The following is a 12,728-nucleotide window of genomic DNA, read 5'->3' as shown; positions in this document are numbered from 1 at the left end:
CGAGGAGACCGTATGACCACCCTTGCCGACCCCGTACCGGGAGGGCGTCCCGGGGACGTCGAGCGGGCCACCGCGCTGAGCGGCGAGCTGTCCGGGCGGGGCGTGCACGGGATCGTCCTGGCGTACGTCGACACGGCGGGCATCGGCCGGGTGAAGGCGGTCCCGACGGCGAAGCTCGCCTCAGCGGCGGCCTGGGGCATCGGGATGTCACCGGTGTTTGACACGTTCCTCGCGAACGACTCCATCGTCACCACCGACGTCCTCGGCTCCCCGGACGGCGATCTGCGTCTCTACCCCGACCTGGACCAGCTGGTGGAGCTGGCCGGGCAGCCCGGCTGGGCGTGGGCGCCGGTCGACCGGATCACCCAGGAGGGCGGGCGGCATCCCGGATGCGGCCGCACCTTCCTGCGGCGGACGGTCCAGGAGGCCGCCGAGCGGCACGGCGTCACCTTCAGGGCGAGCATCGAGATCGAGTGGGCTTTCGCCCAACCACCCGGCGCCGACGGCGAGTTCGTACCGGCGGTCACGGGACCGGCGTACGGCGCCACCCGCCAGGTCCAGTTGAGCGACTGCATGGCCGAACTGCTGGCGGCGCTCGCGCGGCAGGGGGTGGAGGTCGACCAGCTCCATCCCGAGTACGCGGCCGGGCAGTTCGAGCTGTCGGTGAGCGCGCTCGATCCGGTGGCGGCGGCCGACCGCAGCGTGCTGGTACGCCAGACGATCCGCGCGGTGGCGCAGCGCCACGGGCTCGCGGTGTCCTTCGCCCCGGCGGTCCTCGGACAGGGCGTCGGCAACGGCGGCCATGTCCACCTCTCCGCGTGGCGCGACGGCGTCAACCTGCACGCGGGCGGGGATCGCCGCCACGGTATGCGGCCCGAGGCCGAGGCCTTCGCGGCCGGCGTCCTCACCCACCTCCCCGCCCTCACGGCGGTCACCGCGCCGAGCCCGGCCAGCTATCTGCGGCTCAAACCCTCGCAGTGGGCCGGGGTGTTCACCGCGTGGGGCCGGGAGACGCGGGAGGCGGGGCTGCGCGTCGTCACCGGCACGGCGGGCCACCGCGACCAGGCCGCCAACCTGGAGGTCAAGCCGGTGGACCTGGCCGCCAACCCGTATCTCGCCCTCGGCTGTCTGATCGCCGCCGGGCTGGACGGACTGACCTCGGGCGCGCGGTTGCCCGAGGAGATCACCGGCGATCCGGCGCACCTCGCTGCGCAGGTCGCGGCAGCCAGGGGCGTCCGCCGGCTACCGGTATCGCTGCGTGAGGCCGTCAGACACTTCCGTGCGGACGAGCCGTTGCGGACCGCGCTGGGCCCGGTCCTCACCGACGCCGTGATCGCCGTACGAGAAGGCGAGCTCGATGCCGTCGCCGGGCTGAACGACGATCAAGTGGCAGCGGCGTACCGGTGGAAGTACTGAGATGAGCGCCACCGGCCCGGTCCACGAGGCGCTCGCGGCGCTGCCGCTGGTGGACCATCACTGCCACGGGGTGGTCACCGCCGACCTGGACCGCGAGGGCTTCGAGTCCCTGCTCACCGAGGGCGAGCCCTGGCCCGGCATCTCGCCCTTCGACACCCCGGCGGGCGTGGCCGTACGCCGCCACTGCGCACCCCTGCTCGATCTGCCGCGCCACGCCCCCGCCGACGCCTACCTGTCCCGGCGCGCGGAACTCGGCGCACGCGAGGTGAACCGCCGGTTGCTCGCCGCCGCCGGAACCGAGGTGTTCTGCGTCGACACCGGGTACACCCCGCACCCCCTCACCACACCGGGGGAACTGGCGGAGACCGCCGACGGGGCTGCGTACGAAGTCGTACGGCTGGAAGCGGTCGCCGAAGCGGTGGCGGCGGAGGGGGTCGAGCCGGACGCGTATGCCACCGCCTTCCGCACGGCCGTCGAGGAGGCCGTACGACGTCCGGGCGTGGTGGCCGTGAAGTCGGTCGCCGCGTATCGCACGGGCTTCGACCTGGACCCGGCGCGCCCGGCGGACGTGCTCGTCACCGCGGCGGCCCGGCGCTGGCTGGCGGAGGGCGGCCGGCTGGCCGATCCGGTCCTGGTACGGCACCTGCTGTGGACGGCGGTGGACCTGGGACTGCCGCTCCAGTTGCACACCGGGTTCGGCGACAACGACATCCGGCTGCACCGGGTGGACCCCACCCACCTGACGGACTGGCTGCACCTCACCAAGGGCACCATCCCCGTCCTGCTGCTGCACTGCTGGCCGTACCAGCGCCAGGCCGCCTATCTGGCGGCGGTGTTCGAGCAGGTGTACCTGGACGTGGGCCTCACCCTGCACCACGTCGGCCCGGCCCGGTCCCGGGCGATCCTGGCCGAGGCCCTGGAGATCACCCCGTTCCGCAAGCTGCTGTACAGCTCGGACGCGTATGGTCTGGCCGAGTTCTACCGGCTCGGCGCACTGGCGTTCCGCCGCGGCCTGGGCGACCTGCTCCAGGACCGGGTGGACGCCGACGAACTGAGCCTGCCGGACGCGCTGCGGATCGCGGCGTGGACGGCCGGCGACAACGCCCGCCGCCTCTATGGACTGCCCGCCCCCGAACCCGCCCCTTCCCCTCCCTCTCCCGCTCCCGCTCCCGCTCCCGCTCCCGAATCCCGTCAGCCCCGCGACTGAGCGTTCGCAATTCCCGGAAAGTATGATCAAGCAATGTCTGACATGACCGAAACCACGCCCGGCTGGCTGTCCCCCGACGAGCTGGAGATGGCACGCGCCCGCATGCCGATCCTGTACGTCGAGGCCGTGCCCGTGCGCATCGACGACAGCGGAGAGGTCACCAGCATCGGCCTCCTGCTGCGCATCGGACCGGACGGTACGGTCAGCCGGACCCTGGTCTCCGGCCGCGTACTGCACCACGAGCGAGTCCGCGACGCCCTGCTGCGCCATCTGGAGAAGGACCTCGGCCCGGTGGCGCTCCCCCGCGTCCCGACCTCCCTGCAGCCGTTCACCGTCGCGGAGTACTTCCCGACGCAGGGCGTCACGGCGTACCACGACCCACGCCAGCACGCGGTCTCCCTCGCCTACGTCGTCCCGGTCAGCGGCGACTGCCGCCCCCGCCAGGACGCCCTCGACCTGGTGTGGTTCAGCCCGCAGGAGGCGCTGTCCCCGGCGGTGCAGAGCGAGATGCCGGGTGGACACGGGGTGCTGCTGAAGCAGGCGCTGGCGCATGTGGGCTGCGTGATCTGACCGTCCGACCAGGAAATCGCCACCGGGGACGCCTCGGCGGTCGTCACGTACGCCCCACGTCGGCAACCGCCTCACCCCGCACCCCCCTCTCTCCCCTCCCCTCAGGCCGAACGCCCCACCGCCCCCACAATCAGCACTTCGAGCTGCTCCGCAACCCGGTCCAGCGCCCGCATGCTCCGCTCGGCGCGGCTCATGGCGATCGCGCCCTCGACGGATGCCACGATCAGGGCCGCCAGCCCAGGGGCCTGATCGGGGTCGGCCCCGTGCGCGCACAGCGTCTCGACGAGTAGCCGCTCCCACTCCAGGAAGGCCTCGGCGGCGGCGAGGAGAGCCGGCGGGATCTCGTCGGCCGGGGGCTCCTCGACGGACACGGCCAGCACCGGGCAGCCGGCGCGGAAGTCGCTCTCGACGACGATGCCGCGCCACAGGGCCAGGAAGGCGCGCAGGCCGGCGACCGGCCCGACGTCCAGCTCCTTGCGCAGGATGCCGGCGACCGCCGTGCCCGCGTACCGCACGGCCTCGGTGGCCAGTTGCTGCTTGCCGTCGGGGAAGTAGTGATAAGTCGAGCCGAGCGGCGCCTTCGCGTGCTTGGCGACCTCCCGGATGCTCGCGGCGTTCAGACCGCGCCTGCTGATCAGGTCGGCCGCACCGGCCACGATGCGGTCACGTGACGGCGCGCTGGATTTGGCCAAGACCGAAACTCCCCTCTGACTATAACACTCGTCATACTCTAGCCTGACCTTCTCTTATAACGAGTGTTATAGGCGGGCCCAGCGCACGAGGGGAGACTTCAGTCATGCCGATGATCCGGCTCACCGTCCCGTCAGGTTCCCTGACCGAGGAGGGCCGCAGGACCGTCCAGCGGGACCTGGCCGCCGTACTGCTGCGCTGGGAGGGCGCGCCCGACACCGCGTTCTTCCGCGCCCAGGCGTGGAGCTATCTCGTCGAACTGCCCGATGGGGCGCAGACGACCGCCGAGGACGACGCGCCCCGGTTCCTCGTGGAGGTGACGGTGCCGCAGGGCGCGCTCTCCGAGCGGCGCAAGGCCGGTCTGGTCGAGGAGGCCACCAGGACCGTGCTCGACGCCGCCGGACTCTCCCAGGCCGATGCCCTGCGGGTGTGGGTGCTGGTGCACGAGCAGGCCGACGGCACCTGGGGCGCGGGCGGATCGGTCATCCGGTACGCCGACCTCGTGGCGCTGGCGAAGGGGCAGCCGACCGATGCGTGAACTGACCTACGTCGCCCGGCACACGGTCGAATGGCGTGAGGCGCCCGATCCGAAGCTCCGGTCGGACCAGGAGGCGATCGTCGCCCCGGTCACGGCGACCTCCTGCGACGTCGACTCAGCGATCCTGGCGGGGCACGGCTTCATTGATCCGCCCTTCGCCCTCGGGCACGAGTGCGTGGCCCGGGTCGTGGAGACCGGCGACGCCGTCACCACCGTGGCGCCGGGTGATCTGGTGGTGGTCCCCTGGTCCATCAACTGCGGCATCTGCGACCACTGTCGCGCCGGACTGACCGCGCACTGCACGGCCGTACCGCACATGGCGATGTATGGCGCGCCGATCGGCGGCAGCTGGGGCGGGCTCTTCTCCGACCTGGTCCGCGTGCCGTGGGCGGACGCCATGCTGGTGCCGCTGCCCGGCGATCTGGACCCCGTCGCCATGGCGTCGGCCAGCGACAACTGGTCACTGTCCTGGCGTCTGGTCGCCCCCCACCTGAGGAACAGGCCCGGCGCCCGCGTCCTGGTCGTCGCCCGCGGCAGCATCGGCCTGTACGTATGCGACATCGCCCGCGCGCTCGGCGCCTCCGAGGTGCTGTACGTCGATCCCGACCCCGCGCACCGCGAGCTCGCCCGCGGCTTCGGCGCCGCCACCGCCGAGGCACTGGAGCCCGTCCGGCACGGCTTCGACATCGCCGTCGAGGCCACGGGTCGCGTCGAGCAGCTCGCCCTGGCCGTCAAGTCCCTTGCCCCGGAAGGCATCTGCGAGTCCGCCGGCAACCACTTCCGCCCCGGCGAACTGCCGCTGCTCGACATGTACCTCACCGGCGTCACGCTGCGCATCGCCCGCGACAATGTCCGGGGCCACATCCCCGACGCCCTCGAACTCGCCCGCTCCGGCGAGGTCGACCCCCGTCGGGTCGTCTCCCATGTCATCGACTGGGAGCAACTCCCGGACGCCCTGCCCGAAAAGCACCTCAAGCCCGTCTTCGTGCGCGGGGAGGGCTGACCGAGAATCCCGACGACGCACCGCGCGCGGGCGGCGAGACCTCACAGATCCGCAGGGCCCGCGCGCATTCCCCGCCGCGTCACCAGGCGGACGCCTGCAGCAGCACCGCGCCGTCCTCGTCGGCATGCAGGATGTCGCCGGGGCGGAAAGTGACGCCGCCGAGGGTCACCGGGACGTCGACCTCGCCCTTGCCGGCCTTGCCGCTCTTGCGCGGGTTGGTACCGAGGGCCTGCACGCCGACGGGTACGCCGGCCAATCGTCACGACGGCACGGAGATCAGCCTGCTGATCAGGCCGGAGGACTGTCTGCTGTACCCGGCAACGGCCTGATCCGCACGGTCACTTCGCCGGGACCTCAGGCTCGCACTCGGCGGGGGTCGAAGAGGGCGATGGGATGGTCGGTCGTTCCTTCGATGGCCAGGTCGGCGAGGATCTCGCCGATCACCGGCACGAACTTGAAGCCGTGTCCGGAGAAGCCGCAGGCGACCGTGACGTTCGGGTGCTCGGGATGCAGGGCCAGGACGAAGTTCTCGTCGGGGGTGCTGCAGTACATGCAGGCCGCGCCCTTGAGGAAGCGGCCGGGAAGGGTGGGGATGCGCGGGCGCAGATACTCGGCGATCGTCTCGATCTCCTCCGGGTGGATCCGGCGGTCGAGGGCGTCCGGGTCGGTGGTGCCTCCCTTGCGGAAGAAGGCGACCTTGGCACCGCCCTGCGGGCCGTCGAGGGCGGGGAAACCGTAGATCTGGGTGCCGTCCGGGTCCTCCCAGATATAGACGGGGTGCCGGTCCGCGGTGAACGGACCGGTGCCGCCCTCGGGCTGGAACCAGTACATGACCTGGCGTTCCACCGTCACGTTCACCCCTAGGTCGGACAGCAGCTTCGGCGCCCAGGCGCCGGGGGCGACGACCAGCCGGTCGGCGGTGTAGGTGCCGAGGTCGGTGGCCACCCGTACCTTGGCGCCCGGGCCGTCGGCCTCCCAGGCGAGCACGCGTTCCGCGAAGTGCAGCTCGGCGCCGTGCGCGCGGGCGAGGTCCAGATGGGCGCCGACCGTGGCCTCGGGCCGGGCCACGCCGGCCCTGCGCTCGTAGAAGGCGACTTCCTCGGCGGCCGGGGTGAAGGTGGGGAAGCGGCGCCGGATGTCGCCCGCGTCCAGGACCTCGTGGTCCAGGCCCCACTGCCGGGCGCTGTCCAGGGTTCCGGCGAAGGCCAGGCTGTCCTCGCGGCCGATCAGCAGGCCGCCGGTCTCGGTGAAGACCTCGCGGCCGGAGTCGGTGGCCAGTTTCTTCCACAGTTCGTGCGCGCGGAGCAGCAGCGGCACATAGGCGGGGTCCTCGAAGTAGGCCTGCCGGTAGATGCGGGAGCCGCCGTGGCTGGAGCCGAGGTTGTGGACCGGGCCGAAGCGCTCCAGCCCCAGCACACGCCGGCCGCGTGCGGCGAGATGGTAGGCGGCCGCGCTGCCCATTCCGCCGAGGCCGACGACGATCACGTCGTACGAAGGGGGCATGTGTCCATCTCCTGGTGTCGTGGGTTCGGCTCGTCCGCCTGCCCTTTTCCCACGAAGTCACACGGGAGTGCTAATCCATTTCCTTCTCCATGCCCGGCCGCACGGGCTCGTCGGTCTGCCGCGCCGGCTCATGGACCGTCAGTCTGCCGTCGTCGATGCGCCAGAGCACATCCGCGCGCGCGGCGAGCTTGGGCTCGTCGGTGACGTAGATGACCGTGCCCGGATACTGCTCGAACAGGCGCTCCACCAGGCCGGAGGTGAGCGCCTCCTCCGGTGGGGCGTCGTCCAGCAGCAGAACCCTGGGCCCGCTGCGCAGCGCCCGGACCATCGCCACCTGGTAGCGCACGGCCATGGACAGGCCGTGCCCGTTCTCGCCCACCCGGGTGCGCAGACCGTCGGGCAGCAGCTCGGCCAGGGCCTCGATGTGGTCCTCGTCCGCCCCCTCGGCGGCGTCCGGTGGTTCACCGTGCCGCAGGTTCTTGCCCACGCTCCCGCGGAGCAACGGCAGTTCGGGGCTGGTCAGCCTGATCACCCGCCGTACCGATTCGGGGTCGTGCCGCGCCAGGTCCTGGCCGTCGAGCAGTACGGCGCCGGAGTCCGGTTTCTGCAGCCGCGCGATCAGGCGAAGCAGCAGTGACTTTCCCGCGCCCGGGGGTCCCTGCAGCACGATCCGCTGCCCGGGCCGGGCGACGGCCGACGCCTCCAGGACGCCGTCCACGCGCAGCTCCGCGAGTTCCAGCTGCCCGGGTCCGTTCGCGAGCGGCTCGGCTCTGCGTGGTCCGCCCAGCGGAGCCGGTGCCGCGAGGACCTCGGCGATGCGCCGCCGTGCGACGCGCGACCGCTGCCAGTGCTCCTGTACACGGACCAGCGATATCAGGGGCCCGCCGAGGAAGTTCGCCACCGTGAGCAGCGAAGCGAGGGTCTCCCAGGTGGTGCCCGCCATCAGGCCCACCGTGACCACGATCAGCAGGATCCCGATGCCGCACGCCTCGGCCGTCGCCGACATCGCTCCGGTGAGCCGCGCTTGGCGCACCATCGCGCGACCGTACTCCCGGCTGTGCCGCCGCATGACCCGGCGCTCCTGCGCGACCCGTCCGAGGGACTGGATGACGGCGGTGTGGGTGACCCGCTCGTTGACGAAGGCGGCGAGCCTGCCGTTGTGCCGTCTGGTGTCGCGCACGCGGTCGCCCAGCCGTCGTCCGAACAGGGCGACGGCCACGGCGGCGAGGAGGACCAGCACCGCGGAGAGCGCGCCGATGCCCGGCACGGTGACGGCCAGGACGACCAGCGCGCACGCCACGAACACCCCGTCCACCAGAATCGGTGCCACACCCTTGCTCATCCACAGCCGCAGGGCGGAAGCGTCACCGGTGAAGCGGAGCACGGTCACGCCGACCGTGCGCCGGAACGGCCCCCCCGCCTCGCTTCGGGCGACGTGGTCGAAGAGACGCATTCTGACGCTGTGTACGTAACTCTGGGCCAGCCGTTCCGCCAGCGGTTCGCCCGCCGCCTTGAGCAGCACGGTCGCGCAGGCCGACGTGACGAGTCCGACGGCCAGCGTGGTGGGCGAATAACCGGCGACATGCGTGTAGATGGCGCTGCGGTCGTTTCCGGACGTGATGCCCCCGCCGTGCGTGACGCGGTAGGCCGCGCCATGCACCAGCAGGGCGAAGGCGATCACACAGACCGCCTGCCCGAAACCCGCGAGCACCAACAGCAGCATCAGCCGGCGCCGCACACCGCCGAGGGTGTGCGGCATCCGGACGCGCCGCCGTCGGGTCATGGTCACGCCACTGTTTCGGCCGTCAGGGGACCGCTGTAGTCCGCCAGTCGGCTGCGTTCCTGCGGTACCCCGCTGTGTTCCGTCAGCCGGCCGGCCTCCTCCAGCCTCGTGGTGCCGTCTCCCGCGGCGCCCCTGCCTGCGACGGCGCCCGCGAGCAGTTGCTCGGCGACGGACGGGTCGGACAGGGCGGCCGCCTTGTACACCGGGACGTCCACGACGGTCAGCGCTTCGGCCATGGACAGCGGAGAGGACGTCAGCACCCCGCTCAGGGCCACGACGGGAAGTCCCTCCTCACGCAGCTGCCGTACTCCCGCCACCGCGCTGACCGACTCACCGGCCGCGAACACGATGCTGTCCACGCCGGTGCGGAACTCCGGTGTCCGCATCAGAGCCGCCGTCTCCCGTTGCAGGAGGCCGTCCGCGACCTCCAGCACAATGGCATCTGCCTGGTGACTCGTCAGATCCGTGATCGCGCTGCGCAGAATGCGGATCACCTGGGGCATCGGCTGCTGGTAGGTGGTGGGGAAACCCAGGTCGGTGAAATCGATGACCCGCGCCGCGCCCGCGTCGGCCATCAGCGTCGGATCCCCGGGCGCGCCGGTGCCGGTCACCTTTGCCGCGCCGACCCGGCGGCCGGCCAGGCTGAGGCCACGGATGAGGGCGGCGGCCACGGTCGTCTTGCCCGCGTTCATCGAGGTGCCGAGTACGGCGATGGTGCGCGGTCGCGGAGCGAGGACCGGCACCACGGGCCGGGCCAGGCGGGCGAGGTTGATGACGTCGCCGTGCTCGTCGGTCACCAGGCCCAAGGGCTGCAACCGGGTGGGGGATTTCATTCTGGAGTGGGAGGACACGACCCGCCCCGCTATGCCGCCTCCGGCGACCAGGTCACAAGGTCCGAAGTCGTCGGGCACCTCCGCCTCGAATTGGTCGGGGGCATAGCGGGCGCCAAAGGCGACCACGATCGTGTCTCCGACGAACAGCCGATTCCGCTTTCCGTGTACCTGCCCGAGGAATCTGTGCTGGCCGACTTCCGTCACCCGGCACAACACCAGGTCACCTGCCCGTGGAGGCTCATCCGGCACGCTCAGGCCGAGTGTTCCTATGTCTCCGTAGCCCAGCTCGACAAGACGGCGAGCGGTGTAGGAAACCTTCGCCACCTCATTGCCGCAAGAATTGAACCGCACGCTCTGCATGGATTTCTCCTTAGCCCGACGTCCCGCGGAGCACCAGCATCCGACGCGCTCGCAGAGTGCGCATTCCGATGCGTCATCAGGAGCAATCCGGAACTCCGAACGGACGACAGCCCGCCTCTGTTCGGCTCCACTGCCGGTCGAGGTTCGGCTCCGCCGCCGGCCGAGGAGACAGGCCCTACTCCCCCGTCAGCCCGGCCGCCGGTTCCAGCCGGACCACGACGGACTTGGAGGTGGGGGTGTTGCTGATGGCCGCCGTCGAGTCCAGGGGCACCAGGACGTTGGTCTCCGGGAAGTACGCCGCGCAGCAGCCGCGGGGCGTCGGGAAGGCGACCGTGCGGAAGGCCGGCGCCCTGCGCTCCACGCCGTCCTCGTACTCGCTGACGATGTCGACGAGGTCGCCGTCGGCGAGGCCACGGGCGGCGAGGTCGTCCCGGTGCACGAACAGCACACGGCGCCCCTGGTGGATGCCGCGATAGCGGTCGTCCAGCCCGTAGATCGTGGTGTTGTACTGGTCGTGCGACCGCAGTGTCTGCAGCAGCAGCCGGCCTTCCGGCACCCGCGGGAACTCCAGTGGGTTCACGGTGAAGTTGGCCCGGCCGGTGGCGGTGGTGAAGCGGCGCTCATCGCGCGGCGGGTGGGGCAGCGCGAAACCGCCCGGCTGCCGTACTCGGGCGTTGAACTCCTCGAAGCCGGGGATCACGCGGGCGATGCGGTCGCGGATGTGGTCGTAGTCGGCCGCGAAGTCCTCCCAGGGCACCCGGGAGTCGTCGGGTCCGAGAGCGGCCCGGGCCATCCCGCAGATGATCGCCACCTCGCTGAGGAGATGGTCGGAGGCGGGGGCGAGCCGTCCGCGCGAGAGGTGCACCAGGCCCATCGAGTCCTCGACCGTCACCAGTTGGGGCCCGGAGGGCCTCAGGTCGGCCTCGGTGCGGCCCAGGCAGGGCAGGACGAGCGCCTGTTCTCCGGTGACCGCGTGGGATCGGTTCAGCTTGGTGGAGATCTGCACGGTGAGCCGGCAGCCGCGCAGCGCCCGCTCCGTCAGCTCGGTGTCGGGGGCGGCGGCGACGAAGTTGCCGCCCAGCCCGACGAAGACCTTCACCCGGCCGTCGCGCATGGCGCGGATGGTGTCGACCGCGTCGTGGCCGTGGTGCCGTGGTGGTGCGAAGCCGAACTCGGCGCCGAGCGCGTCGAGGAAGTCCTCGCCCGGCTTCTCGTGGATGCCCATGGTCCGGTCGCCCTGCACGTTGGAGTGGCCGCGCACCGGGCACAGTCCGGCGCCGGGGCGGCCGATGTCGCCGCGCAGGAGAAGGAAGTTGACGACGTCGCGGATGGTCGGGACGGAATGGCGGTGCTGGGTGAGACCCATCGCCCAGCAGACGACGATCCGCTCGGCGGCGAGCACCTCTCGGAACGCGGCCCTGATCTCGTCCTCGGACAGCCCGGTGGCCGCCAGGACGTCCTCCCAGGCGGTCTTGCGGGCGAGCTCGGCGAACTCCTCGAAGCCGAGGGTGTGGGCGGTGATGAAGCCGGTGTCGAGGACGGTGCCGGGCGCGTCGTCCTCCGCTTCCAGCAGCAGCCGGTTGAACGCCTGGAACAGCGCCTGGTCGCCGCCCAGCCTGATCTGCAGGAAGAGATCGGCCAGTTGGGTACCGCCGCCGACCACGCCGGACGGCCGCTGGGGGTTCTTGAACCGGAGCAGACCGGCCTCGGGCAGCGGGTTGACGGCGATGACACGGGCGCCGCGCCGCTTGGCGCGCTCCAGGGCGGAGAGCATCCGCGGGTGGTTGGTGCCGGGGTTCTGGCCGACGACGAGGATCAGGTCGGCCTCGTAAAGGTCCTCCAGGCGGACGCTGCCCTTGCCGATGCCGATCGTCTCGACCAGCGCCGAACCACTCGACTCGTGGCACATGTTGGAGCAGTCCGGCAGGTTGTTGGTGCCCAGGAGCCGGACGAACAGCTGATAGAGGAAGGCGGCCTCGTTGCTCGCCCGGCCGGAGGTGTAGAAGGCGGCCTGGTCGGGATGGTCGAGCGCGGCGAGCTCGCGGGCGACGATCCCGAACGCGTCCTCCCACGAGATCGCGCAGTAGTGATCGCTGCCCGCCGGCCGGTACAGGGGACTGGTGAGGCGCCCCTGCTGTCCGAGCCAGTAGTCACTGCGCCCGGCGAGTTCGGCCAGACCGTGCTCGGCGAAGAACTCCGGGGTCACCCGGCGCACCGTGGCCTCCTCGGCCACCGCCTTGGCGCCGTTCTCGCAGAACTCTGCACGGTGCCGGTGTTCCGGTTCGGGCCAGGCGCAGCCGGGACAGTCGAAGCCGTCCTTCTGGTTGACCTGGAGCAGCGTGAGGAGGCTGCGGCGGGCGCCCATCTGGGCGTTCGCGTGGCGCAGCGAGGAGGTGACCGCCGGCAGCCCGGCGGCGTGGTCCTTCGGCGGGCCCACCCGCAGTCGGGCGTCGCCGGGGTCCTCGGCAGGGGCTTTGCGGGTCATCGATGCGCTCCGCGGGACGATGGAAGCCTTGAGTTGCATAATGCGATCGACATCTCACGATACGCAACGCATCCAAGGAACCCCGCCCGGTGGCGTTCTGTCAAGACGCCGCCCCCTTGACAACCTCGGAGCCGAGCGGAAAGCATGTTGCATATGTAGAAGCAGGTTGCGCTATTCGAGACAGCCTTCGAGACGCAGAGCACCGCCGCACCCGCACCCCAACCCGAGGAAGCCGCGGATGACCGTTCTGAACACGCCCCTGCATGAGCTCGACCCGGCCGTCGCCGCCGCGCTCGACGCCGAGCTGGAGCGCCAGCAGTCCACCCTGGAGATGATCGCC

Annotated in this window: 11 protein-coding genes; 5 read left to right on the top strand and 6 right to left on the bottom strand. The window is 71.4% G+C overall.

Annotated features, from left to right (window positions below; translation table 11 throughout):
• Positions 1–12 precede the first annotated feature (12 nt).
• From BLU79_RS37450 to BLU79_RS37440, 3 genes are read left to right on the top strand one after another with little or no spacing between them, the layout of a single operon-like run.
• Positions 13–1,416 (top strand): glutamine synthetase family protein, encoded by a 1,404-nt coding sequence (locus BLU79_RS37450; RefSeq protein ID WP_093910473.1) that lies wholly within the window; start codon positions 13–15, stop codon positions 1,414–1,416.
• 1 nt (position 1,417) lies between these two features.
• A complete protein-coding gene (locus BLU79_RS37445; RefSeq protein ID WP_093910472.1) occupies positions 1,418–2,623 on the top strand; it encodes an amidohydrolase family protein in 1,206 nt (401 codons plus the stop codon).
• A gap of 42 nt (positions 2,624–2,665) precedes the next feature.
• Positions 2,666–3,193, top strand: coding sequence for an NUDIX hydrolase family protein (locus BLU79_RS37440; protein WP_177001334.1), 528 nt, complete (start codon positions 2,666–2,668; stop codon positions 3,191–3,193).
• A gap of 101 nt (positions 3,194–3,294) precedes the next feature.
• Here the strand turns inward: BLU79_RS37440 and BLU79_RS37435 are convergent, their stop codons facing one another.
• Complete coding sequence (locus BLU79_RS37435) at positions 3,295–3,885, bottom strand: TetR/AcrR family transcriptional regulator (RefSeq protein WP_093910470.1); 591 nt, start codon at positions 3,883–3,885, stop codon at positions 3,295–3,297.
• Positions 3,886–3,989: 104 nt separating this feature from the next.
• On the opposite strand from BLU79_RS37435, the gene BLU79_RS37430 reads away from it, so the two are divergent.
• Both BLU79_RS37430 and BLU79_RS37425 read left to right on the top strand, forming a co-directional pair.
• Complete coding sequence (locus BLU79_RS37430; RefSeq protein ID WP_093910469.1) at positions 3,990–4,421, top strand: tautomerase family protein; 432 nt, start codon at positions 3,990–3,992, stop codon at positions 4,419–4,421.
• The gene (locus tag BLU79_RS37425) at positions 4,414–5,424 is read left to right on the top strand and encodes a zinc-dependent alcohol dehydrogenase (RefSeq protein WP_093910468.1); all 1,011 of its coding nucleotides are present in this window, start codon (positions 4,414–4,416) and stop codon (positions 5,422–5,424) included. The genes BLU79_RS37430 and BLU79_RS37425 overlap by 8 nt, the downstream gene beginning before the upstream one ends.
• Positions 5,425–5,503: 79 nt before the next feature.
• Here BLU79_RS37425 and BLU79_RS37420 read toward each other — a convergent pair whose 3' ends face one another.
• The 5 genes from BLU79_RS37420 to BLU79_RS37400 form a co-directional block, all read right to left on the bottom strand.
• Positions 5,504–5,680, bottom strand: a complete 177-nt coding sequence (locus BLU79_RS37420) for an RraA family protein (protein WP_093910467.1) — start codon at positions 5,678–5,680, stop codon at positions 5,504–5,506.
• A 98-nt stretch (positions 5,681–5,778) separates the two neighbouring features.
• The gene (gene solA, locus BLU79_RS37415; RefSeq protein ID WP_093910466.1) at positions 5,779–6,927 is read right to left on the bottom strand and encodes an N-methyl-L-tryptophan oxidase; all 1,149 of its coding nucleotides are present in this window, start codon (positions 6,925–6,927) and stop codon (positions 5,779–5,781) included.
• A 70-nt stretch (positions 6,928–6,997) separates the two neighbouring features.
• Positions 6,998–8,710 (bottom strand): ATP-binding cassette domain-containing protein, encoded by a 1,713-nt coding sequence (locus tag BLU79_RS37410; RefSeq protein WP_093910465.1) that lies wholly within the window; start codon positions 8,708–8,710, stop codon positions 6,998–7,000.
• A 2-nt stretch (positions 8,711–8,712) separates the two neighbouring features.
• Positions 8,713–9,903, bottom strand: coding sequence for a P-loop NTPase family protein (locus BLU79_RS37405; protein WP_256333612.1), 1,191 nt, complete (start codon positions 9,901–9,903; stop codon positions 8,713–8,715).
• 175 nt (positions 9,904–10,078) lie between these two features.
• Positions 10,079–12,388 carry an FdhF/YdeP family oxidoreductase gene (locus BLU79_RS37400; RefSeq protein WP_093910464.1) on the bottom strand — a complete coding sequence of 770 codons (2,310 nt, stop codon included), beginning with the start codon at positions 12,386–12,388 and terminating at the stop codon, positions 10,079–10,081.
• Between the last annotated feature and the right edge of the window lie 340 nt (positions 12,389–12,728).

The sequence above is a fragment of the Streptomyces sp. cf386 genome, assembly GCF_900103585.1.
Classification (GTDB): Bacteria; Actinomycetota; Actinomycetes; order Streptomycetales; family Streptomycetaceae; genus Streptomyces.
Note: the sequence above shows the minus strand (reverse complement) of the source record. Positions and strands in the feature narration are given on the sequence as shown.

Bases quoted from the DNA above. Each gene is read 5' to 3' on its own strand.
- BLU79_RS37450 (WP_093910473.1), top strand. From the start codon at position 13: ATGACCACCCTTGCCGACCCCGTACCGGGAGGGCGTCCCGGGGACGTC.
- BLU79_RS37445 (WP_093910472.1), top strand. From the start codon at position 1,418: ATGAGCGCCACCGGCCCGGTCCACGAGGCGCTCGCGGCGCTGCCGCTG.
- BLU79_RS37440 (WP_177001334.1), top strand. From the start codon at position 2,666: ATGACCGAAACCACGCCCGGCTGGCTGTCCCCCGACGAGCTGGAGATG.
- BLU79_RS37430 (WP_093910469.1), top strand. From the start codon at position 3,990: ATGCCGATGATCCGGCTCACCGTCCCGTCAGGTTCCCTGACCGAGGAG.
- BLU79_RS37425 (WP_093910468.1), top strand. From the start codon at position 4,414: ATGCGTGAACTGACCTACGTCGCCCGGCACACGGTCGAATGGCGTGAG.
- solA (WP_093910466.1), bottom strand. From the start codon at position 6,927: ATGCCCCCTTCGTACGACGTGATCGTCGTCGGCCTCGGCGGAATGGGC.
- BLU79_RS37410 (WP_093910465.1), bottom strand. From the start codon at position 8,710: ATGACCCGACGGCGGCGCGTCCGGATGCCGCACACCCTCGGCGGTGTG.
- BLU79_RS37405 (WP_256333612.1), bottom strand. From the start codon at position 9,903: ATGCAGAGCGTGCGGTTCAATTCTTGCGGCAATGAGGTGGCGAAGGTT.
- BLU79_RS37400 (WP_093910464.1), bottom strand. From the start codon at position 12,388: ATGACCCGCAAAGCCCCTGCCGAGGACCCCGGCGACGCCCGACTGCGG.